Origin of the sequence: Sphingobium sp. TKS, assembly GCF_001563265.1 — a bacterium.
GTDB lineage: Bacteria > Pseudomonadota > Alphaproteobacteria > Sphingomonadales > Sphingomonadaceae > Sphingobium.
Map to the genome: position 1 here is coordinate 2,700,367 of NZ_CP005083.1, position 24,783 is coordinate 2,725,149.

General features: G+C 62.9%; 21 protein-coding genes and 2 tRNA genes. 17 read left to right on the forward strand and 6 right to left on the reverse strand.

Annotated features, from left to right (window positions below; translation table 11 throughout):
- The first annotated feature begins 46 nt into the window (after positions 1-46).
- The 7 genes from K426_RS13460 to K426_RS13490 all read left to right on the forward strand — a co-directional run bounded on the left by K426_RS13460 (position 47) and on the right by K426_RS13490 (position 8,578).
- On the forward strand, positions 47-1,270 hold the full coding sequence (locus tag K426_RS13460) for a hydrolase (RefSeq protein ID WP_066557951.1): 1,224 nt from the start codon (positions 47-49) through the stop codon (positions 1,268-1,270).
- The gene (locus K426_RS13465; RefSeq protein ID WP_066557954.1) at positions 1,267-2,286 is read left to right on the forward strand and encodes an arginine N-succinyltransferase; all 1,020 of its coding nucleotides are present in this window, start codon (positions 1,267-1,269) and stop codon (positions 2,284-2,286) included. The genes K426_RS13460 and K426_RS13465 overlap by 4 nt, the downstream gene beginning before the upstream one ends.
- Positions 2,283-3,542, forward strand: coding sequence for an N-succinylarginine dihydrolase (locus K426_RS13470; RefSeq protein ID WP_066557957.1), 1,260 nt, complete (start codon positions 2,283-2,285; stop codon positions 3,540-3,542). The genes K426_RS13465 and K426_RS13470 overlap by 4 nt, the downstream gene beginning before the upstream one ends.
- A gap of 25 nt (positions 3,543-3,567) precedes the next feature.
- On the forward strand, positions 3,568-3,795 hold the full coding sequence (locus K426_RS13475) for a hypothetical protein (RefSeq protein WP_066557959.1): 228 nt from the start codon (positions 3,568-3,570) through the stop codon (positions 3,793-3,795).
- A gap of 38 nt (positions 3,796-3,833) precedes the next feature.
- Positions 3,834-5,285, forward strand: a complete 1,452-nt coding sequence (locus K426_RS13480; RefSeq protein ID WP_066557961.1) for a cobyric acid synthase — start codon at positions 3,834-3,836, stop codon at positions 5,283-5,285.
- Between the two features lie 190 nt (positions 5,286-5,475).
- On the forward strand, positions 5,476-7,188 hold the full coding sequence (locus K426_RS13485) for a type I secretion system permease/ATPase (protein WP_082748598.1): 1,713 nt from the start codon (positions 5,476-5,478) through the stop codon (positions 7,186-7,188).
- A 7-nt stretch (positions 7,189-7,195) separates the two neighbouring features.
- Positions 7,196-8,578 carry an HlyD family type I secretion periplasmic adaptor subunit gene (locus tag K426_RS13490; RefSeq protein ID WP_066557963.1) on the forward strand — a complete coding sequence of 461 codons (1,383 nt, stop codon included), beginning with the start codon at positions 7,196-7,198 and terminating at the stop codon, positions 8,576-8,578.
- 69 nt (positions 8,579-8,647) lie between these two features.
- On the opposite strand, the gene K426_RS13495 is transcribed toward K426_RS13490, so the two are convergent.
- Together K426_RS13495 and K426_RS13500 are read right to left on the reverse strand one after the other, a co-directional pair.
- A tRNA-Arg gene (locus tag K426_RS13495) sits at positions 8,648-8,724 on the reverse strand.
- A 150-nt stretch (positions 8,725-8,874) separates the two neighbouring features.
- Positions 8,875-8,951 (reverse strand) — tRNA-Arg (locus K426_RS13500).
- 140 nt (positions 8,952-9,091) lie between these two features.
- On the opposite strand from K426_RS13500, the gene K426_RS13505 reads away from it, so the two are divergent.
- Positions 9,092-9,592: a hypothetical protein gene (locus K426_RS13505; protein ID WP_066557965.1), complete on the forward strand. Its 501-nt coding sequence runs from the start codon at positions 9,092-9,094 to the stop codon at positions 9,590-9,592.
- Positions 9,593-9,628: 36 nt separating this feature from the next.
- Here the strand turns inward: K426_RS13505 and ppdK are convergent, their stop codons facing one another.
- The 3 genes from ppdK to K426_RS13520 form a co-directional block, all read right to left on the reverse strand.
- Positions 9,629-12,331 carry a pyruvate, phosphate dikinase gene (gene ppdK, locus K426_RS13510; RefSeq protein ID WP_066557968.1) on the reverse strand — a complete coding sequence of 901 codons (2,703 nt, stop codon included), beginning with the start codon at positions 12,329-12,331 and terminating at the stop codon, positions 9,629-9,631.
- 145 nt (positions 12,332-12,476) lie between these two features.
- Positions 12,477-14,642 carry a glycine--tRNA ligase subunit beta gene (glyS, locus tag K426_RS13515; protein ID WP_066561771.1) on the reverse strand — a complete coding sequence of 722 codons (2,166 nt, stop codon included), beginning with the start codon at positions 14,640-14,642 and terminating at the stop codon, positions 12,477-12,479.
- Complete coding sequence (locus tag K426_RS13520; RefSeq protein WP_066557971.1) at positions 14,642-15,514, reverse strand: glycine--tRNA ligase subunit alpha; 873 nt, start codon at positions 15,512-15,514, stop codon at positions 14,642-14,644. The genes glyS and K426_RS13520 overlap by 1 nt, the downstream gene beginning before the upstream one ends.
- Before the next feature lie 176 nt (positions 15,515-15,690).
- Between K426_RS13520 and K426_RS13525 the strand changes: the two genes are divergently transcribed.
- The 9 genes from K426_RS13525 (at position 15,691) to K426_RS13565 (ending at position 24,216) form a co-directional block, all read left to right on the forward strand.
- A complete protein-coding gene (locus tag K426_RS13525) occupies positions 15,691-16,620 on the forward strand; it encodes a TraB/GumN family protein (protein WP_066557974.1) in 930 nt (309 codons plus the stop codon).
- 1 nt (position 16,621) lies between these two features.
- Positions 16,622-17,518 carry a TraB/GumN family protein gene (locus K426_RS13530; RefSeq protein ID WP_197672713.1) on the forward strand — a complete coding sequence of 299 codons (897 nt, stop codon included), beginning with the start codon at positions 16,622-16,624 and terminating at the stop codon, positions 17,516-17,518.
- A gap of 108 nt (positions 17,519-17,626) precedes the next feature.
- Entirely contained in the window at positions 17,627-18,241 is a 615-nt protein-coding gene (locus tag K426_RS13535; protein WP_066557977.1) for a 50S ribosomal protein L25/general stress protein Ctc, read from the forward strand.
- A gap of 88 nt (positions 18,242-18,329) precedes the next feature.
- Positions 18,330-18,899 (forward strand): aminoacyl-tRNA hydrolase, encoded by a 570-nt coding sequence (pth, locus tag K426_RS13540; RefSeq protein WP_066557979.1) that lies wholly within the window; start codon positions 18,330-18,332, stop codon positions 18,897-18,899.
- A 112-nt stretch (positions 18,900-19,011) separates the two neighbouring features.
- On the forward strand, positions 19,012-20,640 hold the full coding sequence (locus K426_RS13545; RefSeq protein WP_066557981.1) for an alpha-D-glucose phosphate-specific phosphoglucomutase: 1,629 nt from the start codon (positions 19,012-19,014) through the stop codon (positions 20,638-20,640).
- Between the two features lie 106 nt (positions 20,641-20,746).
- Complete coding sequence (ychF, locus tag K426_RS13550) at positions 20,747-21,847, forward strand: redox-regulated ATPase YchF (protein WP_066557983.1); 1,101 nt, start codon at positions 20,747-20,749, stop codon at positions 21,845-21,847.
- Positions 21,848-21,854: 7 nt separating this feature from the next.
- Positions 21,855-22,379 carry a DNA-deoxyinosine glycosylase gene (locus K426_RS13555; RefSeq protein WP_066557985.1) on the forward strand — a complete coding sequence of 175 codons (525 nt, stop codon included), beginning with the start codon at positions 21,855-21,857 and terminating at the stop codon, positions 22,377-22,379.
- A gap of 46 nt (positions 22,380-22,425) precedes the next feature.
- Positions 22,426-23,700: an alkaline phosphatase family protein gene (locus tag K426_RS13560; RefSeq protein WP_066557987.1), complete on the forward strand. Its 1,275-nt coding sequence runs from the start codon at positions 22,426-22,428 to the stop codon at positions 23,698-23,700.
- Between the two features lie 51 nt (positions 23,701-23,751).
- Complete coding sequence (locus tag K426_RS13565; protein WP_066557990.1) at positions 23,752-24,216, forward strand: MaoC family dehydratase; 465 nt, start codon at positions 23,752-23,754, stop codon at positions 24,214-24,216.
- A gap of 1 nt (position 24,217) precedes the next feature.
- Here K426_RS13565 and K426_RS13570 read toward each other — a convergent pair whose 3' ends face one another.
- A complete protein-coding gene (locus K426_RS13570; RefSeq protein ID WP_066557993.1) occupies positions 24,218-24,730 on the reverse strand; it encodes a hypothetical protein in 513 nt (170 codons plus the stop codon).
- Positions 24,731-24,783: the final 53 nt, after the last annotated feature.

Consider the following 24,783-nt stretch of genomic DNA (forward strand, 5'->3'; position numbering starts at 1 on the left):
GGCCGAGGGGTGGAGGCGCCGTCTCCGCTCTGATAGGGTCGGCAGGATGAGAGGCATTTCGTCGTTCGAACGGAGCGTCATGGAAAGCGCGGCAAACGCGCCCATGCTCGCCCAGACTGAAAAATGGGCGGCGGTGAACAGCGGGTCGCGCAATCTGCCTGGCCTCGCGACCGTGGCGGCGATGCTGGCAGATGCCTTTGCCGGATTGCCGGGCGCGATGACCCTGGTCGATCCCGACCCTGTCGAGACGGTCCGGCCCGATGGGCGCTTGGGAGTCTTGACCCATGGAAGCCATCTTCGCCTCTCGGTCCGGCCCGAGGCGCCCGTGCAAATCCTGCTCACCGGCCATATGGATACGGTCTTTCCGGTCGATCATGCCTTTCAGGCGCTGCGGTGGATCGACCCGGCGACCTTGAACGGGCCGGGCGTGGCCGACATGAAGGGCGGCCTTGCCGTCATGCTGGCTGCCTTATGCGCGGTGGAGACGGCGCCGGGCGCGGAGCGGCTTGGCTATGATGTGATCATCAACAGCGATGAGGAAGTCGGCAGTCCTTCCTCGGCTGCGCTGTTGCGCAAGGTTGCGGCGGGCAAGCTCGCCGCCTTCACCTATGAACCCGCCCTGCCCGACGGGACGCTGGCAGGTGCGCGGGCGGGCAGCGGCAACTTCGCCATCATCGTCACCGGCAAGAGCGCGCATGCGGGGCGCAATCCGCAGGACGGGCGAAACGCGCTGCTGGCGGCGGCCGATCTCGCACTGCGGCTGAAGGCGGGCAGCGGGAACGGCTTTTCCTGCAATCCGGCGCGGATCGAGGGCGGCGGCCCAAATAATGTCGTGCCCGATCATGCCGTTCTGCATGTCAATTTCCGGCCCAGGACGCCGGCTGACGAACAGGCCGCCGACGACCTGCTGAAAGACGCCATGGCGCAGGTTGCACAAGAACATGACGTGTCGTTGCACCGCCATGGCGGCTTTGGCCGTCCGCCCAAGCCGATGGATGCGCAGGCGGAAGCCTTGTTCGGGCTCGTGCGGCAATGCGGGGCAGATCTGGGCCTTTCCATTGCCTGGCGGGACACGGGTGGCGTGTGCGACGGTAATAATATCGCAGCATGTGGCGTGCCTGTGGTCGACACCATGGGCGTGCGCGGCGGCAATATTCACAGCGATTCGGAATATCTGATCGTCGACAGCCTGGCCGAAAGGGCACAATTGTCGGCATTGACGCTGCTTCGGATTGCCGAAGGACGTTTCACGAAGGGGATGAAGGCATGAGTTTTTTCATGCGAACAGCGCGTGCCGACGATTTGCAGACCCTTTATGAGATGGCGAAGCTGACCGGAGGTGGTTTCACCAACTTGCCGCCCGATCGCAAAGCGCTCGCCGCCAAGCTGGAACGGACCGAACAGGCGCTGGCCCGCCAGACGGAAAGCGTCGAGGACGAGCTGATCGTCATGGTGCTGGAAAACAGCGAGACCGGGCAGGTCCGGGGCACCTGCCAGATATTCAGCACGGTCGGGCAGAACTGGCCCTTCTATTCCTATCGGCTGGGCGTGCTGACCCAGCATAGCCGGGAGCTTTCGCGGACCTTCCGGGCCGAGATGCTCTCGCTCGTCACCGATCTGGAGGGATCGACGGAAGTGGGCGGCCTGTTCCTGCATCCCCGCGAGCGGGCGGAGGGGCTGGGCCTGCTGCTGGCGCGCAGCCGTTATCTCTACATCCGCAACCATCGCGCTCGCTTCGGGGAGCGGATCATCGCTGAGTTGCGCGGCGTGATCGACGAAGCGGGCGGATCGCCCTTTTGGGACGGTCTGGCCGGGCGCTTCTTCGGCATGAGCTTTCAGGAGGCGGACGAGTTCAATGCGGTGAACGGCAACCAGTTCATCGCGGACCTGATGCCCAAGACGCCGATCTACACCGCCATGTTGACCGACAGCGCCCGCGGCGTCATCGGCATGCCGCACCCCAATGGCCGGGCGGCGATGCGGATGCTGGAGACGGAGGGCTTCACCAATCCCGGCTATGTCGACATTTTCGACGGCGGGCCGACCATGGTGGGGCAGATCAACGCGCTGCGCACCATCGCCCACGCCGCCGACGTCACGCTGGGCGCCGTGCACGAAAAGGGCGGGGACAAAGTGCTGGTGGCGACCGGGCGGCTGGCGGATTATCGCTGCACTTATGGCTACGTCATCGAACGGGAGGATGGCAGCATGTCGCTCGATCAGGCTTCGGCGCAATTGCTGGGGCTGGAGCCGGGGCAGAATTTCACCATGGCGGAACGGGCATGACGGCAAGGGAAATCAATTTCGACGGTCTGGTCGGCCCCAGCCATAATTATGCGGGCTTGAGCCTCGGCAATTTGGCCTCTTCGCGCAATGCGGGAGCGGTGTCCTATCCCAGAGCGGCAGCGTTGCAAGGGATCGAAAAGATGCGATCGAACCTGCGCCTGGGGCTGACACAGGGGCTGTTCCTGCCGCAATGGCGGCCCGACGGCGCATGGCTGGCTGCGCTCGGAACCGATGTCGGCAATGCGGAGGCGCATATCCGCGCGGCCGCCATGTCGGCCTCTTCCATGTGGGCGGCCAATGCCGCCACCGTCTCACCCGCAACCGACACGGCGGACGGACGCACGCATCTGACCGTCGCCAATCTCGTCACCATGCCGCATCGCAGCCATGAATGGCCGCAAACCCTGGCGCAATTGCGGATCGCCTTTTCCGACCAGAGCGCTTTTGCCGTGCATGGCCCCATCCCCGCCCCCTTTGGCGATGAGGGCGCGGCCAATCATATGCGCCTATGCAACAGCCATGGCGAAGCGGGCGTGGAGATATTTGTCTATGGCCAGTCCGGCGGCCCCTTCCCGGCCCGCCAGCATGTCGAGGCGAGCAAGGCCGTCGCCCGGCTGCACCAGCTCGATCCGGAGCGCACATTGTTCGTCATGCAATCGGAAGAGGCCATCGCCGCTGGCGCCTTCCACAATGACGTCGTCGCCGTCGCCAATGAGCGCGTGCTCTTCACCCATGAACAGGCCTTTGCCGACAAGGAGCGCTTCTACGCCGATCTGCGCGCCAAGCTGCCTTCGGTCGAGATCGTAGAGGTTCCCGCCAGCGCGATCAGCCTGTCCGACGCGATCCGCAGCTATATCTTCAACGCGCAGCTTGTGACCTTGCCCGATGGCACCATGGCGCTGATTCTGCCGACCGAGGCGCGGGATATGCCGGCCATATGGTCATGGCTGGAACAGATGGTTGCGGGCAATGGCCCGATCCGGAAACTGGTGCCCGTGGACGTACGACAGTCCATGGCCAATGGCGGCGGCCCTGCTTGCCTACGCCTGCGCGTCGTGGCCGATCCTGCCAATATCGATCCCCGCTTCCTGGTGGATGAGGCGAAGCTGGACGGCATTGCCGACATCCTCCGGGATTATTGGCCCGAAACCATCGCGCCGGACGATCTGGCAGACACCCGGCTGATCGCCCGCATCGAACAATCATGGTTAACGCTTGTTGACCATTTGCAACTTTCGGGCGATTTAATTCCCTGACGGCACACAAGCCGGGCGGAATCAGATGGAACGGATTAAGCGCCTCTTCACCATCAAGACCAAGTTCGAGGCGTTTCTCGTAATCTACGCCCTGGCGCTTGGCGCGACCGAGCGGGGCTTTGTCTACATGCAGCAATATCCGGGCACCGGCGGGCATCTGCTGGCGCTGGCCTGCACGGGCAGCGTGTTCATGGCCGGCGGCATGCTCCTGGACGCCGTGGAGATGCGGCGCAGCGCCTACAGCGCCTATTAAGCTTGTATCCGCCGCCTGCCCCATGCAGGAGCGGCGTCATGGCTGCCATCATGTTTCAGGGAACGGGATCGGACGTCGGCAAATCCTTGCTGGTTGCGGGACTTTGCCGCGCCCTGGTCCATCGCGGATACGAAGTCCGGCCTTTCAAGCCGCAAAATATGTCCAATAATGCCGCCGTCACCGCCGATGGCGGAGAAATCGGGCGAGCGCAGGCGCTTCAAGCCATCGCGGCACGAGTCGAACCGCATACGGACATGAACCCGGTCCTGCTGAAACCGCAGGCCGATCGCACATCGCAACTCGTCGTTCATGGCCAGGTGCGGGGGAAACTCAGCAGCGGGAATTTCCGGTCGGCGCGGGGAGAATTGCTGGAGGCTGTGCTGGCCAGCTATCGCCGGTTGCAGGCGCAATGCGATATTGTCGTGGTCGAAGGCGCCGGATCACCCGCGGAAGTGAACCTGCGGGCGGGCGACATCGCCAATATGGGCTTTGCGCGGGCCGCCGATGTTCCGGTGATCCTGGTGGGCGACATCGACCGGGGCGGCGTGATCGCGGCTATCGCCGGAACCAAGGCAGTGATCGACCCGGCCGACGCGGCGATGATCCATGGCTTCCTGATCAACAAATTCAGGGGCGATCCCGCGCTTTTCGAGGACGGCTATCGCCATATCGAGCAATTGACCGGATGGAGGGGCTTTGGCGTCATCCCCTGGCTCAGTCAGGCCAGCCGCCTGCCAAGCGAAGACGCAGTGGTTCTCGAACGCAGGCAGGACGGTCTGAGCGAAAGGCTGCTGATCGCCTGCCCGATCCTGCCGCGCATCGCCAATTTCGACGATCTCGACCCGCTGAAGCTGGAGCCCGGCGTCGATGTTGTCATGGTGCCGCCGGGCCAGCCCATCCCGGCAGAGGCCGCGCTCATCATCCTGCCCGGCTCCAAAGCCACCATCGCGGATTTGCAGGCGGTTCGAGATCAGGGGTGGGACATCGATATCCGCGCGCATCATCGGCGTGGCAGGCCGATATTGGGCATTTGCGGCGGCTATCAGATGTTGGGACGACGAATAGACGATCCGGACGGGATCGAAGGTCCGCCCGGCAGTGTCGATGGCCTTGGCCTGCTGGCCGTGGAAACCCGGCTGACCCCGGTCAAGACGTTGGAGAGAACGAGCGGAACCGCGCTGGGGCAGGCATTTTCGGGCTATGAAATGCATGTCGGCATGACCGACGGCCCCGACTGCGCGCAGCCTTTCGCCATCGTGGAAGCAGGCCGGCCGGATGGCGGGTCGAGCAAGGACGGCACGGTCATGGGCACCTATATACACGGCCTGTTCACCAGTACCGGGTTGCGCGCAGCCTTTCTGGCGCGGCTTGGCCACGAGTCCGCCCTGGGGGACTATCAAATGTCGGTGAACGACGCGCTGGATCAGATAGCGATGCAGTTGGAAGAGCATGTGGACATGGACGCGCTGGTCCGGATCGCCATCCGTTGAGAGGGTCGCGGCGCGCAAGGGAAGACTGCCTCATTGCGGGACGGTCGCCCATCTATGCTGTTGGTTATATTTACGAAAAATCGGCAAAATATTATACTAAGACATTAGGCATATTGCTAATAATATAGCCGGCAAGACAGGGGGCAAGGGGGAGATTATGTTACGTAACCTTCATAAACCAGCCGCCCCGATGAAGGCCGCCTTGTCATCGTGCAGGCGCCATTTTCTTTCTTCTCTGATATTCAGCGCATTGATGAACGTCCTTTATATCGGACCTGTTCTCTATATGCTGCAGGTATATGATCGCGTCGTCGCCGGACAGGGCAGACTGACCCTTTTCTTTCTGACCATCATCATCATCTTCGTCATCGCTACGTTGGCGCTGCTCGAACAGGTGCGCTCCCGTCTGCTGGTGCGGGCAAGCATCCGGTTCGACCGGCAACTTTCCGGCCTGTTGCTCGACACGACATTGAGCGGGCGTGGCTCGACCGGCGAGGCCATGAACAAGCAGGTTCTGCGCGAATTCGACACGCTGCGACAAGCGCTGACCGGGCCGACGATCCTGTCGATCTTCGATTTTCCCTGGAGCCCCGTTTACGTCATCGTCTGCTTCCTGATCCACCCGGCTATCGCCGCGATGGCGGTCGTGGGCGGCGGCGCGCTCCTCTTCATCGCCCTATGTAATGAAAGACAGACCAACGCCCCGCTGAAACAGGCCAATGAGGCCGCGAACAAGGCCTATGTCAGCCAGGAGCAGACGCTTGCCGGGGCGGAGGTGATCCGCGCGCTGGGCATGCGAAGCGCGCTGGTGCGGCGCCATCTGATCGAACGTCGGGCCATGCTGAACCTTCAGGCCAATGCGAGCTTCGCGGGCGGCCATTATGTCGCCATCAGCAAGTTCATCCGTCTGGTCCTGCAATCGCTGGCGCTGGGCCTTGGCGCGTGGCTGGCGATCAACAACCAGATTTCGGCAGGCGCGATCTTCGCCTCCTCCTTCCTAATCGGGCGCGCGCTGGCGCCGATCGACCAGTTGCTGGGCGCATGGCGTAATGTCGTCCATGCACGGGCGAGCTATACGACGCTCAACGATCTGCTGGCCGGCAGGGATGCGGACATCGCGCTCACCCGGCTGCCCGCACCGATCGGGCATGTCGCGGTCGAACATCTGACCTATTTCACCCCCGGCCTGGACAAGCCGATATTGGCCGACATCAACTTCACCATGGAACCGGGCGAAGTCGTCGCGATCGTCGGGCCGAGCGGCGCGGGCAAATCCACTTTGCTGCGCATGTTGTCCGGCGCGGCGCGCCCCCTGCGCGGATCGATCCGCTATGACGGCGCGAACATTCAGGATTGGGATTCGGAACGGCTGGCCAGCTTTGTCGGCTATCTGCCACAGGACACCTCGCTGTTCGCCGGAACGATCAAGGAGAATATCGCGCGCTTCGGCAATTTCCTGTCTGACGATGAAGAAGCTATCGACAACAACGTGATCGAAGCGGCCCGGCTGAGCGGCGCACACGACATGATCCAGCATTTGCCGGGCGGATATAATCTGACTTTGGGCTGGGGCGGGCGCGGGCTTTCTGCCGGGCAGGCGCAGCGGGTGGGGCTCGCCCGGGCTCTCTATGGCGCGCCGCCGCTCATTTTCCTGGACGAGCCCAATGCGCATCTCGACGCCGAAGGAGAGGTGCGGCTGGTGGCGACGCTGGCCGACCTCAAGAAGAGGAACGCTTCCGTCGTCATCGTCGCCCATCGCATGGGGATATTGGGCGTGGTCGACAAGATCATGGTGATGCGCGACGGACGGGTGGAAGCCTTTGGCGGGCGCGATGAAGTGCTGGGGCGGCTGAAGGCGATCCGCTCCGAAGATCATCCTGCGCCACAGTCTGCGGAGGGGTAAGGCCGTCATGGGGGATATTCAGATCAGCGACGCCAGCGGGACCGTCCAGCTCTACCACCCTGCCGCCAAAGACGCCGAGATAATCGATGACCGGCCGGATCGCGACATGCGGACGGGCACCATCATCACCGTCCTGTTCTTCGTCCTGTTTTTGGGCTGGGCAGCCTTTGCGCGGCTGGATGCGGCGGCCTATGCGCCCGGCCGACTCACCGTGTCCGGGCAACGGCAATCGGTGCAGCATCGCGACGGGGGCGTGGTGGGCGCGATCTTCGTGAAGGAAGGGCAGCATGTTCGGCAGGGCCAGCCGCTGATGGAGCTGGCATCGGCCGAAGTACGGGCCCAGGCGCGCATGTATGGCGCGCAGTTCATCGCGCTCAAGGCGCAACGGGCAAGGCTGATAGCCGAGCAGCTAGGCGCCAGCCATATCGATTGGCCCGCCGAATTCACCACCCTCAAAGGGCAGGAGCAGGAGGATGCGCAGGAAGCGATCCGCCTTCAATTGACGCAGTTCAATGCCCGCTCCTCAGTGCTGACGGCGCAGACCGGCGTGCTGCGCGAGCAAGCCAGTCAGGTGCAGCAGACGGCGCGCGGCTATCATTCGCAACTGGCGGCGTCGACCGAACAGGCAAGGCTGATCGGGGAAGAGCTGGAGAGCCTGCGCGACGTGGCGGAAAAGGGCTTCGTCTCCAAATCGCGGATCAGAGCGCTGGAGCGGGCGCGGGCCGATCTTCAAGGGCAGGAAGGGCAATTTTCCGCCAGCATCGCTCGCTCCGGCGCGGAAGCGGGCGAAAACCGGCTGAAAGCGCTGGAGGCGGAAAAGGCTTATAAGGAACGGGCCGCATCGGAATTGCGTGACGTGGAATTCTCGCTCAACGAAGTGCTCCCCAAATATCGCGCGGCGAAGGATCAGTTAGCCCGGCTCCAGATTCGGGCTCCCGCGACGGGCACGATCGTCGGCCTCAACGTCTTTACCGTCGGCGGGGTGATTTCCCCCGGACAGAAGTTGATGGACATCGTCCCCGACCGCGCGGGCCTGGTCATAGAGGCGCGGATCTCGCCGGAAGACATTGACGACCTGAAGGCGGGCCAGAAGGCGCAAATCAAGTTCAACAGCCTGCATGAGCGCGACCTGCCGATCATGGACGGCCAGATCACCCGCCTGTCGGCGGACAGCTTTCAGGACGAAAAGGCGGGCGTGTCCTTCTACACTGCCGAAGTGCTCGTGCCGTCGAAGGAGCTGGAGGTCATCAGGACCGTGCGCGGCCAGGATTTCAGTCTGAAGGCGGGGATGCCGGTGCAAGTGCTGGTGCCGCTGCGGCGGCGGACGGCGTTGCAATATGCGTTCGAACCGCTCACCCAATCGCTGTGGCTGTCTTTCAGGGAGCATTGATCCTCAACAGGTCATTGCAGCTCCGGACTGATGCGCCCTTGAGACCTGTTTTCCGGCAAATTTGGGAAGTGGCGCACCCGGAACGATTCGAACGTCCGACCCTCAGATTCGTAGTCTGATGCTCTATCCAGCTGAGCTACGGGTGCGTTGTGGAGGGGCAGATAGAAGGGGCAGAGCAGTCTGGCAACCCCTAAACTGGACTATTTCAAATTAAAAAGAATATGATCCGCCTTCCATCGCGGACGAGCGCGGTCATCGCCCTGGGGACGGGATTCAACAGCAAATCCAAGGGAAAATGGCGCACCCGGAACGATTCGAACGTCCGACCCTCAGATTCGTAGTCTGATGCTCTATCCAGCTGAGCTACGGGTGCGTTGGAGTGGCGCAGATAGAAGCGCCCGCGCCTTTGGGCAAGCCCTTTTTACACTTTTCCGACAGCCCGGCCGATCGGCGGCGCCCAACCGCAACCTTTCTCCGGGCCCACTCGTTCGACGGTCAGGAAAGGATGCTGAGATGATCTTCACCCTCAACGAAATCGCGCTGCTGCTGATCGTGCTGCTCGTGGGGCTGGTTCTGGGCCTCATCATGAGCGGGCGGGGCAAATATAAGCGCTATTGGCGCGATGAACAGCTTGCCCACGCCCAGGCGATCAAGGATCGGGATGCGCGGCTGACGGCGGCGCAGGAAGGGATCGCGGAACTGGAACGCCAGTCGGGGCCGATCGGCCGAGGCGGCGCTGCGGTAAGTGCTGGAACCGTGCACGGCCGCGACGATTTCAGCCTTATTCGCGGCATCACGCCGCAGGATGAAATCGCGCTCCATGAGGCAGGCTATCAGCGCTATGGTCAGATCGCCGCCATCAGCAGCGAGCAGGAAGCCGCGCTGGAGACGCGATTAGGCCTTCGGCAAGGCGTGATTTCGCGGGAGGAATGGCGGGAGCAGGCCCGTCTGCTCGATGCCCGCAAGGATGATGAGCATGCGCGACTTTATGAACAGCGCACCACCCATGTCTGAAAAATAAGGGGCGGGATCATGTCCCGCCCCTGGCTATTACTTCCGGTTCGCCAGCGCCGCCTGGGCAGCGGCAAGGCGAGCGATCGGCACACGATAAGGCGAGGCCGAGACGTAATCGAGGCCAGTCTGCTCGCAGAAGGCGATGGAGGCCGGGTCGCCGCCATGTTCGCCGCAGATACCCAGCTTGATGCCGCTGCGGGTTGCACGGCCACGTTCGGCAGCCAATTGGATGAGCTCACCCACGCCTTCGACATCGATGCTGACGAACGGGTCGCGGGCAAAGATGCCCTTGTCGACATATTGCGTCAGGAAACGGCCGGCGTCGTCGCGGCTGATGCCGATGGTCGTCTGCGTCAGGTCGTTGGTACCGAAGGAGAAGAACTCGCCCACTTCAGCGATCTCGCCCGCTCTCAATGCAGCGCGCGGCAGTTCGATCATGGTGCCGACCAGATATTCGACGCTGGCGCCCTGCTCCTCGAATACTTCGCTGGCGACGCGATCGACGATCACCTTCATCAGTTCCAGCTCTTTCTTCGTCGCGACGAGCGGGATCATGATTTCGGGGATCGGCGCTTCACCGCTGCGCTGCTTGATGATCAGCGCGGCTTCGAAGATGGCGCGGGCCTGCATTTCGTAGATTTCAGGATAGGTGACGCCCAGACGGCAACCGCGATGGCCCAGCATCGGGTTGAACTCGTGCAGTTCCGCGGCCCGGCGCTTGAGCGTTTCCACGCCGACGCCCGCCGCCTTGGCCACTTCCTCGAACTCCGCTTCGCCATGCGGCAGGAATTCGTGCAGCGGCGGATCGAGCAGGCGGATGGTGACGGGCAGGCCCGCCATCACCATGAAAATCTGCGCGAAGTCATCGCGCTGCTCGGGCAGCAGCTTGTCGAGCGCCACGCGGCGGCCCTTTTCGCTGTCAGCGAGGATCATCTCGCGAACGGCGGTGATGCGGGCGGCGTCGAAGAACATATGCTCGGTGCGGCACAGGCCCACGCCTTCCGCACCGAAATCGCGGGCGGTCTGGCAGTCCAGCGGCGTTTCGGCATTGGCGCGGACCTTGAGGCGGCGAACCTTGTCGGCCCAGGCCATCAGCACGCCGAAATCGCCAGCCAGTTCCGGCTGCACGGTCGGCACCTCGCCTGCCATCACCTCGCCGGTGGCGCCATCAATGGTGAGGATGTCACCTTCCTTGAGCGTGCGGTCGCCAATACGGAGCGTCTTGGCATTGTTGTCGATCGACAGGCTGCCTGCACCGGAGACGCAGGGGCGGCCCATGCCGCGCGCCACCACGGCGGCGTGGCTGGTCATGCCGCCACGCGCGGTCAGGATGCCCTTGGCCGCGTGCATGCCGTGAATGTCTTCCGGCGAGGTTTCCACGCGGACGAGGATGACCGAATCGCCCAGCTCATTGCGACGCTCGGCGGTGTCGGCGTCGAACACGATCGCGCCCGAAGCTGCACCCGGCGACGCGGGCAAACCCTTGGTCAGCACATCGCGGGGCGCCTTGGGATCGAGCGTCGGGTGAAGAAGCTGGTCGAGCGCGGCGGGATCGACGCGGGCGACGGCTTCTTCCTCGGTGATCAGACCTTCATTCGCCATATCCACCGCGATCTTGAGCGCGGCCTTGGCGGTGCGCTTGCCTGAGCGGGTCTGGAGCATCCAAAGCTTGCCCTGCTGCACCGTGAACTCGATGTCCTGCATGTCGCGATAATGTTTTTCGAGGATCTCGAACACCCGCGCCAGCTCGGCATAGGTTTCGGGCATCGCCTCTTCCATCGACAGCGGCTTGGCCCCTGCCCGCTCGCGTGCTGCAAGCGTCAGATATTGCGGCGTGCGGATGCCCGCCACCACGTCTTCGCCCTGGGCGTTGATGAGATATTCGCCATAATAGGCGTTCTCGCCGGTCGCGGGGTCGCGGGTGAAGGCAACGCCGGTGGCTGAGGTGTCGCCCATATTGCCGAACACCATCGCCTGCACGTTGACGGCAGTGCCCCAATCATGCGGGATCGAGTTCAGGCGGCGATAGACCTTGGCGCGGTCGGCCTGCCACGACCCGAACACGGCGCTGATCGCGCCCCAAAGCTGGTCGTTCACATCCTGCGGAAAGGGCTTGTTCCAAAGCTTTGAAACAAGAGCCTTATATTCGGCAACGAGCGCCTTCCAGTCGGCAGCGGTCATTTCCGTGTCAAGCGTATAACCCTGGTCTTCCTTGGCGATTTCAAGGGCTTCCTCGAAGGCGCCATGGTCGAGTTCCAGGACCACATCGGAATACATCTGAATGAAACGGCGATAGCTGTCCCAGGCGAAACGCTCATCGCCCGAAGCGACGGCTAGGCCGAGCACGGTTTCATCGTTGAGGCCAAGGTTGAGCACCGTGTCCATCATGCCGGGCATCGAAATGCGCGCGCCGGAGCGGACGGACACCAGCAGCGGGTCGGCCTTGTCACCGAACTTCTTGCCGGTGATGCCCTCGATATGGGCGATGCCGTCCGCGACTTGCGCGGTCAGGCTTTCGGGATAGACGCCGCCGTCGGTGTAATAGCGGGTGCACATCTCGGTCGTAATGGTGAAGCCCGGAGGCACGGGCAGGCCAATGGCGGCCATGCCGTCCAGATTGGCGCCCTTGCCGCCGAGAAGATTCTTGTCGCCCTTGCCGCCGTCATCGACGCCGCCGCCGAAACGATAAACATAACGGGTAGCGGTCGTGCTCATGCTGGCCTCTTCCATTGTCAACATAATCGCGGCTCTCCTGCACTGATTGCCGTGTATTTGTGCGATGCAACAAAACTTTAACAACAAGCAGGCGACAAACGCACCCACTTTTACGATGATTGCTCTCTTATTTCACTGATTTTCCCGCTTGGGCGGGTATCTTTCGGTATCAGCCTGTAATTTTCGAGAAATCCGCCACTGCGTGGACAGCGTCCCGTACCCGCGCAAGCAGCGCGAGGCGAGCGGAGCGCTTTGCCGGATCGGCGTCGTTCACCGTCACGCTTTCGAAAAAGGCGTCGATCGGCGCGCGCAATGTTGCAAGTGCAGCCATGGCGCCTCCGAAATCCTCCGCCGTGACGGCGGCGGTGGCGCGAGGCTCGGCGGCGTCGAGGGCGGCGATCAGGTCAGCCTCTGCCTGTTCGGGGACGTAGGTCAATTCGACCTTCTCGGCGGTTTCGACACCTTCCTTTTTGAGGATGTTGGCGGCGCGCTTGTAACCGGCGAGCAGGTTGGCGCCGTCATCGGCTACGATGAAGGACTGGAGCGCCTTCACGCGGGCGAGCAGGCGGACGAGATCGTCCTCGCCACCGAGCGCGAACACGGCGTCGATCAGGTCGTGGCGGACGCCTGCTTCCTTCTGCTGGACCTTGAGGCGATCTGCGAAGAAGTCCAGAAGATCAAAGGCGAAAGTCAGGTGACTCTCATTTGCCGGTGCGAGCTTCGATCCCTTGGGCAGACCGTCTTCATAACTTTTGACACCTTCCAACCAAAGCTTTCGGAAGAAGCCCTCGTTTAGCGCGTCATGCTGACCAATAAGTTTCAACAACGAAAACCGCAGGTCATTTTCCAATGTCAAAGCAACGAGTCCAAGCGCCGCGCGCCGAAGCGCGAAGGGATCTTTCGAACCAGTGGGCCGTTCACGCGCTGCAAAGAAGCCGCAGAGAATATCCAGCTTATCCGCAAGGGAAACGGCAACGGTCGCCGGAGCACCCGGAACCTCATCGCCTTGGCCCACCGGCTTGTAATGGTCGCGGATGGCATCAGCCACGGCATCGGGCAAGCCCTCAGCGCGGGCATAATAGCCGCCCATGACGCCCTGAAGCTCGGGGAACTCACCGACCATTTCGGTGACAAGATCGGCTTTGGCGAGCTTGGCGGCTGCGTACACATTGTTGAAAAGCTGAACCTTAGCCTGCGGCGTATCTTCCTCCGGCTTAACGATATCCGCATCAACCAACCAGCGCGCCAGTTTTGCGACGCGATCCACCTTGTCGGCCACAGTGCCGAGCTTTTCGTGGAAGGTGATCCGCTCCAGCTTCTTCGCGTGGTCCTCCAACTTCGTCTTGCGATCCTGCTCCCAGAAGAAGCGGGCATCCGACAGGCGCGCGGCAAGGACTTTGCGGTTGCCCGCGATGATCGCCGCACCATGATCCTTCGCCTCGATATTGGCGGTGCAGATGAAGGCCGGGGCAAGCTTGCCCGCGCTATCCCGCAGAACAAAATATTTCTGGTTGATACGGAGGGTTAGCTGGATGACTTCAGGGGGTACCTCAAGAAAGGCCGGAGCGAAATCGCCCAGCAGCGGTACCGGCCATTCGGTCAGGCCGGCATTTTCCGCGATAAGGCCCTTGTCCTCGATCACCGTATAGCCATGGGCGGCGGCGGCTTCATTCGCCTTGGCCTCGATGATCGACTGGCGTTCCTGATGACTGACGATCACATGGCAGGCGCGCAGCTTCTCCACATAATCATGAGCGCTGCCGATGGTGATCTCGCCCGGATGATGGAAGCGGTGGCCGAGCGTGGCATAGCCCGATCTGACGCCTTCGATCTCGATATTGACCAGATCGTCGCCCAGGATCGCGACGATGCCTTGCAACGGACGAACCCAGCGGAGGCTTTCCGTCGTCTGCGAAGCGGCACCCCAGCGCATGGACTTGGGCCAGGGGAAGGCGCGGATGATCGTGGGGACGGCTTCGGCCAGCACCCCAGCGGTGGCGCGGCCGGGCTTGTTGACCACGGCGAACCAGACGCCGTCGCGCTCTTCGAGTTGATCTTGCGTCAAACCCGTCTTGCGAAGGAAGCCTTCGAGCGCCTGCGCAGGCGCCGACGTGCGCGGGCCTTTGAACTCCTCGCTGACGGCGGCGGTTTCCAGCGGCAGGTTGCGCGCGATCAGCGCGAGGCGGCGCGGCGTGACAAAGCTGTCGAGGCTCTCCGGCTTCAGACCAGCCTTCGCCAGTTCCTCGGTGAAGAGGCGGGCGAGGTCTTCCGATGCCTTCAATTGCATGCGCGCCGGAATTTCCTCACAGCGCAATTCGAGCAGGAAATCGGTCATCACGCGGCCCACCCGTTCACTTCCATCCACTTTTCGCAGGCGCCTTTGGCCAGATCGCGCACGCGGCCGATATAGCTGGCGCGTTCCTGCACCGAAATGACGCCGCGCGCCTGGAGCAGGTTGAAGACATGGCTTGCCTTGATCGCCTGGTCATAGGCGGCGAGCGGAACCCCGACCTCCAGCGATGCCTTGCATTCCGCCTCGGCGTCCTTGAACCAGCGGAACAACTTTTCAGTGTCGGCGATCTCGAAATTCCATTTCGACATCTGCCGCTCATTCTCAAGAAACACGTCGCCATAGGTGACGCCCGCGTCATTGAATTTGAGGTCATAAACGCTGTCGACGCCCTGAATATACATGGCGAGGCGTTCGAGGCCGTAGGTCAGCTCGCCCGCGACCGGTTTGCAATCGAAGCCGCCCATCTGCTGGAAATAGGTGAACTGGGTGACTTCCATGCCGTCGCACCAGACTTCCCAGCCAAGGCCCCACGCGCCCAGCGTCGGGCTTTCCCAGTCATCCTCGACAAAGCGGATGTCGTGGACCAGCGGATCGATGCCGATCTCGACCAGCGACCCCAGATACAGTTCCTGAAGGTTCGCCGGGGACGGCTTCATGATGACCTGATATTGGTAATAATGCTGGAGCCGGTTCGGATTTTCGCCATAGCGGCCGTCGGTCGGGCGGCGGCTGGGCTGCACATAGGCGGCGTTCCAGGCGTTCGGGCCAAGGCTGCGCAGCGTCGTCGCCGGATGGAAGGTGCCCGCGCCCACTTCCATGTCATAGGGTTGCAGGATGACGCAGCCTTGGCGACCCCAATAGGCATGGAGCGTCAGGATCAGATCCTGAAAGGAGAGCGCTTTGCTTGTCGCCACGGATGATCCCCAGAAATCACGGCTCGAAAAATGACGGTTCAATTGCGGCGCGCCTTGGCGCAGCGAGGGCGCAGGGTCAAGGGAAAGAGGGCGGGAAGAAGGGTAAATCCGCTTGCTCTGTCGCGTTGGGGGACGCATGGATGGGGGCAGATCGATCAGATGGACGTAAAAACCGCATGAAATGGCCCAATTTACGCTGGCCCAATCTCCAATGGCTGGCGCCCGCCATGATGTTGCTTGGCGGATGCGCGCTGGAGCGGCCCGCTTCCGCTCGCGATACGGCGGCGCGCTCGACCTATGTGACGCCCGCGCTGTGGACAGTGAAGGATGCCGACACCACCATCTATCTGTTCGGCACGGTGCATGTGATGAAGCCGGGGGTCGATTGGTATAAGGGCGGGGTCAAATCGGCCTTCGAACGGTCGGACGAGCTGGTTCTGGAAATCGTCGAGCCGGAAGATTCCAATGCCTTGGCGTCGACCATGGCGGGGGCAGCCCTGGCGCGGGACGGGGTGAAGCTGTCGGACCGGCTGGGCGCGGACGAGCGGAGCAAATATCTGACGGCGATGACCGTCAATGGCCTGCCCTGGCAAGCTTTCGAGATGTTCAATCCCTGGATGGCGGGCATGGCGCTGTCGGTGCAGCCGCTGGAGAAGCTGGGGTATAAGTCCGATCTTGGCGCGGAGAAGGTGCTGACTGCGGCGGCCAGGGCTTCGGGCAAGAAGGTCGACGCGCTGGAGACGGTCGAGCAACAGCTCGGCTATTTTGCGGGGCTGCCGATGGAGCAGCAGGTGAAGTTCCTGACCGCGACCATCGAGGGTTTGCCCGACATGGACAAGGAATTCGCCAGCCTGGTCGCGCATTGGCAGGGTGGCGAGCCGGAGAAGCTGGCGGTCGAAATGAACGAATCGCTGGAGGCGACGCCGGAGCTGGCGAAGGTGCTGCTGATCCAGCGCAACGCCAATTGGGCGAAGTGGATCAAACAGCGGCTCGACCGGCCGGGCATAGTGTTCATTGCCGTGGGCGCCGGGCATCTGGCGGGCAAGGGCAGCGTGCAGGATCAGTTGAAGGCGCTGGGCGTCTCTTCGGCGCGGGTGAAGCAGTAAAATGATGCGCCGGTGGGCGCGTTGGCTGACCCTGGAGCTTGGACTGGCGGCCTTATTTCTGATTGCGGCTTGCGGGGATGAGCCCCCTGCCCCGCCCCCGGGCGGCGGACCTGCGCTTTGGCGGGTCGAGGGCAAGGGCGTGGATGGCTGGCTGTTCGGCACCATTCATGTGCTGCCCGACAATGTGAAATGGCAGACGGCGCCGATCAGGGGCGCGATGGCGCGCGCCGATCGGTTGGTGCTGGAATCGGCGGAAATACAAGATCAGGCGCGGACGCTGGCGCAGTTCGAGAAAATGGGGCGCAGTCCGGGGCTTCCACCGCTGGAGGCGCGGGTGCCGGGCGAGGACAAGGCGGCGCTGGAGGAAATCGCCAGCGATGGCGGCACCTCCACGCGGGCGCTCTCCAGCTATGAGAGCTGGGCGGCGGCGATGTTGCTCTCCGCAGCGGCGCAGCAGGCTCTGCATGTCAGCCAGGACAATGGCGTGGAACCGGCTCTGATCGCGGCGTTCAGGGATGCCGGCAAGCCGATCGGCGGGCTGGAGACGGTGGAGCGCCAATTCCGGGCCTTCGACACGCTGCCGGACGCGGCGCAGCAACGATTGCTGATCGATACCGTGCATGAGGCGCAGGATATGCGGACGCTTTACGACCATATTCTCAAGGCCTGGATCAAGGGGGATATGGCCACGCTCGCACAGGCCGATCAGATCGGTGAGGAGCCAAATCCAGTGGTCGAGCAGGCGGTGCTGATCGACCGCAACCGCGACTGGGTGAAATCGGTGAAGGCGCTCAAGGGGCGACCGTTCATCGCCGTGGGCGCGGGGCATCTGACCGGCAAGGGCAATCTGATCGAACTGCTGCAAGCCGAGGGGTATAAGGTGACGCGGGCGCAATAGAGCGCCCCTTGCTTTCCCGCGCTTTTCTGTTATTGGGCGCCGGTCCCGACATGGTCATCCCTGGAGGCGTGGCGGGCGATTACATCAATTTGCTTTTGGAGACACGCAATGAGCGAGCAGCTTACGCTGTCGGCAGAGGCACGCGATCGGGCAGGCAAGGGAGCCTCCCGCGCTCTCCGCCGTGAGGGCCGCGTACCCGCCGTCATCTATGGTAACAATGAAGAACCGCAGTCGATCCATGTCGAGGAAAAGCTCCTCAACAAGCTGCTCGGCACCGGCCACTTCTTCAATTCGGTCGTCTTCGTCGAAGTCGGCGGCAAGAAGGTCCGCACCCTGCCCAAGGATGTGGCTTTCCACCCCGTGAGCGACCGTCCGCTGCACGCCGACTTCCTGCGCGTTTCGGAACATGCCACCGTCCACGTCAACGTGCCGGTGCGCTTCGAGAATGAAGACGCCTCGCCCGGCATCAAGAAGGGCGGCGTTCTGAACATCGTCGCGCATGAGGTCGAACTGATCGTCGACGCCGCCGAGATCCCCGACGATGTCGTCGTCGACCTGGCCGGCCTGGACGTGGGCGAAACGATCCACATCAGCGCCGTCAAGCTGCCCAAGGGCGCCAAGGCTGCCCATGACGAGAGCGACTTCACCGTCGCGACCATCGTTGCTCCCTCGGCTCTCAAGAGCGCCGAAGGCGACAACGAAACCCCGGCCGAAGGCGAATAAGCCTTTTGCCCTCAGCCCTGCAGGGCTGGAAATTCCGATCCCGCTCGCCTACCCGGCGGGCGGGATTTTTCTTTGGAGTGGACAAGCGATGCAGATCTGGGTGGGCCTGGGCAATCCCGGAACCCAATATGCGATGAACCGGCATAATGTCGGCTTCATGGCTGTCGACGTCATTGCGGACATGCATCGCTTTTCGCCGCCGAAGAAGCAGTTCCAGGGCTGGGTGCAGGAAGGCCGGATCGGGCCGGAAAAGATCATCCTGCTGAAACCCGCAACCTTCATGAACGAGAGCGGGCGGTCGGTGGGTGAAGCCATGCGCTTCTACAAGCTCGCGCCGGAGGACGTGACCGCCTTCCACGATGAACTCGACCTTGCGCCGATGAAGGTGAAGGTGAAGCGCGGCGGCGGTAATGCCGGGCATAATGGCCTCCGCTCGACCGATGCGCATATCGGGGCGGAGTTTCGCAGGGTGCGGATCGGCATCGGGCATCCGGGGCACAAGGACCGGGTGCATGGCTATGTGCTGGGAAATTATCATAAGAGCGAGACGGACGCGCTGGCCGACATGCTGGGCGCGATCGGTGCGGAGGCCGAATGGTTGGCAAAGGGCGATGATGCCCGGTTCATGAATGAGGTGGCGCTGCGGCTGGCGGACTGATGCGCGCCCGTCCGCCCTGCGCTCACGGCGAGCCGCAGGCGGTGGATTGCGGTTTGTCGCATGTCCGGGCCATAGAGGAAATCTGACTTCTTTCTTTCCCAAGGGGATATGGGTGATACAGACCGTCGCGACGAAGCCTTTTGACGACCAGAAGCCCGGCACGTCCGGTCTGCGCAAGAAGGTCCGCATTTTCCAGCAGCCCCATTATGCGGAAAATTTCGTCCAGTCGGTGTTCGACAGCCTAGAGGGCTATAAAGGCCAGACTTTGGTGGTCGGCGGCGACGGGCGCTATCTGAATCGAGAGGTCATTCAGATCGTGCTGAAAATGGCGGCGGCCAATGGTTTTGGCCGGGTGTTGGTGGGTCAGGGCGGCATATTGTCCACGCCGGCGGCCTCGCATCTGATCCGATCTTCCGGGGCCTTTGGCGGACTGGTGCTTTCGGCCAGCCATAATCCGGGCGGGCCGGATGAGGATTTCGGGATCAAGTACAACGTCTCCAATGGCGGCCCCGCGCCGGAGAAGGTGACGGACGCCATATATGAGCGGACGCTGGCGATCGACAGCTATCGCATCCTTGAGGCAGGCGACGTTGATATCGATACGCTTGGCGCCAGCCGGTTGGGCGATATGACCGTAGAGGTGGTCGATCCGGTGGCGGGCTATGCCGGGTTGATGGAGAGCCTGTTCGATTTTGCCGCCATCAGGGCGATGATCGCGGAAGGCTTCACCCTTTCCTTCGACAGCATGAGCGCCGTCACCGGGCCTTATGCGGTCGAGATTTTCGAACGGCGGCTGGGCGCGCCTGCGGGAACCGTGCGGAACGCCACACCCCTGCCCGATTTCGGTCATCATCATCCTGATCCCAATCTGGTCCACGCCAAGGCATTGTACGACCGGATGATGGCGGCCGACGCGCCGGATTTCGGGGCCGCTTCGGATGGCGATGGCGACCGGAACCTGATCATCGGGCGGCACTGCTATGTGACGCCTTCGGATTCGCTGGCCGTACTGGCGGCCAATGCGCATCTGGCGCCCGGCTATTCAGGCGGCCTCAAGGGCATCGCCCGGTCGATGCCGACCAGCGGCGCGGCGGATCGGGTGGCGGAGAAGCTCGGCATTCCGCTCTATGAGACGCCGACGGGCTGGAAATTTTTCGGCAATCTGCTGGATGCCGGGATGGCGACCATCTGCGGCGAGGAAAGCGCGGGCACCGGGTCCGATCATGTGCGCGAGAAGGACGGCATCTGGGCGGTGCTGCTCTGGCTCAATATCCTTGCCGTCCGGCGGCAGAGCGTGGCGCAGATCATGACCGGGCATTGGGCGACCTATGGCCGCAATTATTATGCGCGGCATGACTATGAAGCCATCGCCAAGGACAAGGCCGATGCGCTGATGGATGCGTTGCGGGATAGGCTGGCGACCTTGCCCGGTTTCGCGACCATCCTTGGTACCGTGTCCCAGGCCGACGATTTCGCTTATACTGATCCGACCGATGGATCGGTCAGCAGCCAGCAGGGCATTCGCGTCATATTTGATGATGGATCCCGGATCGTGTTCCGTTTGTCTGGCACCGGGACCGAGGGCGCCACACTGCGGGTCTATCTCGATCGTTATGTAGGGCCAGAAGGCCGGCTAGATATGAAAACAGCCGACGCGCTGTTCCGCCTGATCGATTCGGCAGAACGCATAGCCGATATCGAAGACTTCACCGGCATGAACAGCCCGAGCGTCATCACCTGACCTTCTGCCGTGCTCCTGCGAAAGCAGGAGCACGATGCGCGGGCTGGCCAACTTAGCCCGAACAGGCTATCGGCGCGGCCAATCATTTTGACGTGAAGGCAGTTCCATGGGTTTTCGTTGCGGTATCGTCGGGCTTCCCAATGTGGGCAAGTCCACCCTGTTCAATGCGCTGACCGAGACGCAGGCGGCGCAGGCGGCGAACTATCCCTTCTGCACCATAGAACCCAATGTCGGGCAGGTCGCCGTGCCGGACGAACGGCTGCAGACCATCGCCAAGATCGGCGGATCGGCCAAGATCATCGAGACCCAGCTTGCCTTCGTGGACATTGCGGGGCTGGTGCGCGGCGCGTCCAAGGGCGAAGGGCTGGGCAACCAGTTCCTGGCGAACATTCGCGAGGTGGACGCGATCGTCCATGTGCTGCGTTGCTTCGAGGATGACGACATCACCCATGTCGAGGGCAAGGTCGATCCCATTGCCGACGCAGAGACGGTCGAGACCGAACTGATGCTGGCGGATTTGGAGAGCCTGGAAAAGCGCGTGCCGAACTTCGCCAAGAAGGCGGCGCAGGGCGACAAGGAGGCGAAGGCCGCGGCTTCCGTGCTGAGCAAGGCGCTGGACCTGCTGCGCGACGGCAAGCCTGCGCGGCTGACCCAGCCGGGCGATGATGAGGAAGAGCGCATCTTCCGTCAGGCGCAGCTCTTGACCGCAAAGCCGGTCCTCTATGTCTGCAATGTCGAGGAGGACAGCGCGGCGCAGGGCAATGCCCATTCGGCGCGCGTGTTCGAGAAGGCGGCAGCCGAAGGCGCCAAGGCGGTGATCGTGTCGGCGGCCATCGAAGCAGAGCTGATCACCATGCCGGTCGAGGAGCGCGCGGAATATCTGGAGGCGCTGGGGCTGGAAGAAGCGGGTCTGGCTCGCATCATCCGGGCGGGGTACGAGCTGCTGGGCCTCATCACCTTCTTCACCGTCGGGCCGAAGGAAGCCCGCGCCTGGACCGTCTTCAAGGGGTCGAAAGCGCCTCAAGCGGCGGGCGCGATCCATACCGATTTCGAGAAGGGCTTCATCCGCGCCGAAACCATGGCCTATGCCGACTATGTCCAGTTCAACGGGGAGGCCGGAGCGAAGGAAGCGGGCAAGTGGCGCTCCGAAGGCAAGGAATATGTGACGCAGGACGGCGATATCATGCTGTTCCGCTTCAACGTCTGATCCAGCCATGCTGCGGCCGGGACAGATGCCCGCCCGGCGCAAGGCGGCCTTTCCACCCAGTGTCGACGAAAGGACGCGGCTGCTGATTCTCGGCAGCCTGCCCGGCGACGCGTCGATCAAGCAGGGCGAATATTATGCGCATCGCGGCAACGCCTTCTGGTCGCTGATGGGCGACGTGCTGGGAGAGGATCTGCGCGGCCTGCCCTATGCCATGCGGTTGAAGCGGCTGAAAGCGCGGCGCGTCGGATTGTGGGACGTGATCGAGAGCGCGGATCGGGAAGGCAGTCTGGATAGCGCGATCCGGGGGGCGGAGTTGCGCGATCTGTCCGCTTTCGTGGACCGGCTTCCGGCGTTGGAGGCGGTGGCCTTCAACGGCAAGACGGCGGCGCTGCATGGGCGGCGGCAGATCGGGGAACGGCCGGGGCTGGCATTGATCGACCTGGCCTCCTCCTCCGGTGCCTTCGCCAGCATGACGCGGGAGGCCAAGCGCAGCGCCTGGATGGCTATCGCGCCTTTTAGCGGGGACGCGTAGAGCGTCGTCACTTTACCGTCACGATCCGGCTGTTAAGGCATGCATCATGCTTTTCCGCCGCCTACCCCTCACCTGCCTTTTCATGCTCGCCGCGCTCAGCGATTGCGCGCCGGTCGAGCAGCGGCCGGTTTCCACCCTCGCTCCCGTCGAGCAGCGTCAGCCCGTCACAATCCTGGTGTCGATCGACGGCTTTCGGCCGGACTATCTGAAGCGGGGCGTGACGCCGCATCTCTCCACACTGGCGGCGGACGGGGTCGAGGCGCCGATGCGGCCATCCTTCCCGACCAAGACCTTTCCCAATCACTGGGCGATCGTGACCGGCGACCGGCCCGACCGCAGCGGCATCGTCGCCAACAAGATGGAGGATGCGGCGCGACCAGGCGACATATTCACCATGGCGAGCGACGATCCCTTCTGGTGGAATGAGGCAGAGCCGATCTGGGTAACGGCGGAAAAGGCGGGGGTGCGGACCGCGACTCTGTTCTGGCCCGGCTCCAACGTCGCTTGGGGCGCGACAAAGGCACCGTCCTGGCCCTACAAGCTGAGCGGCGGCACCCGGCCGAGCGACTGGGCGCAGTTCAATCAGGAGATTTCCGGCGTGCAGCGGGTGAACGGCGTGCTGGACCTGCTGCGCCGGCCCGCCGATATTCGGCCCCGCTTTCTAACGCTCTATTTCGATGCCGTCGACACGGCGGGGCATACATATGGGCCCGATGCGGCGGATACGAACCGGGCCGTGCAGGAGGTCGACAGACAGATCGGCATGCTCACCGACGGTTTGAAGGCGCTGGGGCAACCGGCCAATCTCATCATCCTATCCGACCATGGCATGGCGCTGAAATCCAGCGAACGGGTGGTAGCGATGGAAAAGGTTGCCAACCCGTCCGACTATCGCATCTTCGAGAGCGGCCCTTATGCCAGCCTGGCGGCGCAGCCGGGGCATGAAGCGGCGCTGGAGGCCGCCATTCTCAAGCCGCAGCCGCATATGCAATGCTGGCGCAAAAACGATATTCCCGTCCGTTTTCATTATGGATCGCACCGGCGCATACCGCCCTATTTCTGCCTTGCCGAGACCGGCTGGGTGATCCAGCCGACCGCCCCCGCAAAATCTTTCGCCGGCGGCGATCATGGCTGGGACGACCAGGCCACTGAGATGCAGGCGCTGTTCATCGCCCATGGTCCGGGCTTTGACAGCCATTTCCGGCCGCCAGCAAGCTTCGCCAATGTCGATGTCTATCCGTTGCTCGCCCGTCTGCTGGGAATTCGGCCCCTGCCGAGCGACGGTGATCCCGCGGTTCTGGCGGGCCTCTTCAGGAATTGACGTTTTCGTTAACGTAAACTATTTCCTCACCCGTTGCACAAGGAAACGGATATGAGCGAGATCGTCTATTTCGAAGATGTGGCGGTGGGTGACAGGAGCGAGTTCGGCCCGATCACCATCAGCCGGGAGGAGATCATCGCCTTTGCCCAGCAGTTCGATCCACAGCCCTTTCACCTTTCCGATGAGGGAGCAGCCGAGACCCATTTCGGCAGCCTGGCGTCGAGCGGATGGCATACCACCGCACTATCGATGAAGATGATAGTCGCGGAATGGCAGCGCAATCCGGGTGTTCAACCGGCAAGCCTAGGCGCGCTGGGCGTGGACGAATTGCGCTGGCTGCGACCGGTTCGGCCGGGCGACACGCTCCGTGGCGTTTCGGAGGTGATAGAGGTTAGGGCTTCGCGCAGTCGGCCGGAAATGGGAAGTGTCAAGACCCACGTCACCCTGTTCAACCAGCGCGACGAGCCGGTGCTGTCGATGAAGCCCATCGCCATGTTCCGGACGCGACCGGCCTGATTCAGCGCGGCTGCAGCTGGTTGGCGCGCGCGTCGGCGGCCATGATGCGGATCGACGGCTTGAGCGCACCGGTAATCTGAATGGTGTGAAGGCCGGGCGGCAGGTCGAACCACACGATCTTCCGAATGCCGGAGCAGGCCGGGCCATGGTCATGAGCGGCGGAGGTCAGCGCGGTCGTGCCGGTGGCGACATCCACCCAGGCGTCTTCGGACAGGGCTATGCCGATACGCGCCGCGTCCTTGACCGCCAGGGAGAAGAGACCGGCATAGCTTTTGGGGATGACCTTGCCGGGCCGAACGACGAACTGGACCTGCGCGCCGGGGCGGAGCGTTGCCGTGACCGGCTTGCCAAGGATAAGGCGCGGCGCGGTGGAGCCCGTTGCGCCGGCGGTGGCGGTGCCGCTTTGGGTCCAGCTTGTCCAGGATTCGGCCAGGAGTGGCGGGCTGGCGCAGGGATCGGGCGCGGCTTGCGCGCTAAACGGGGTAAGGGCCAGGAGGAAGGCAAGCCGCTTCATTCGTAGATCCTTTCTACTGGTCCCATGCTGCGCATTTCCGCTCTGCGCTTCCG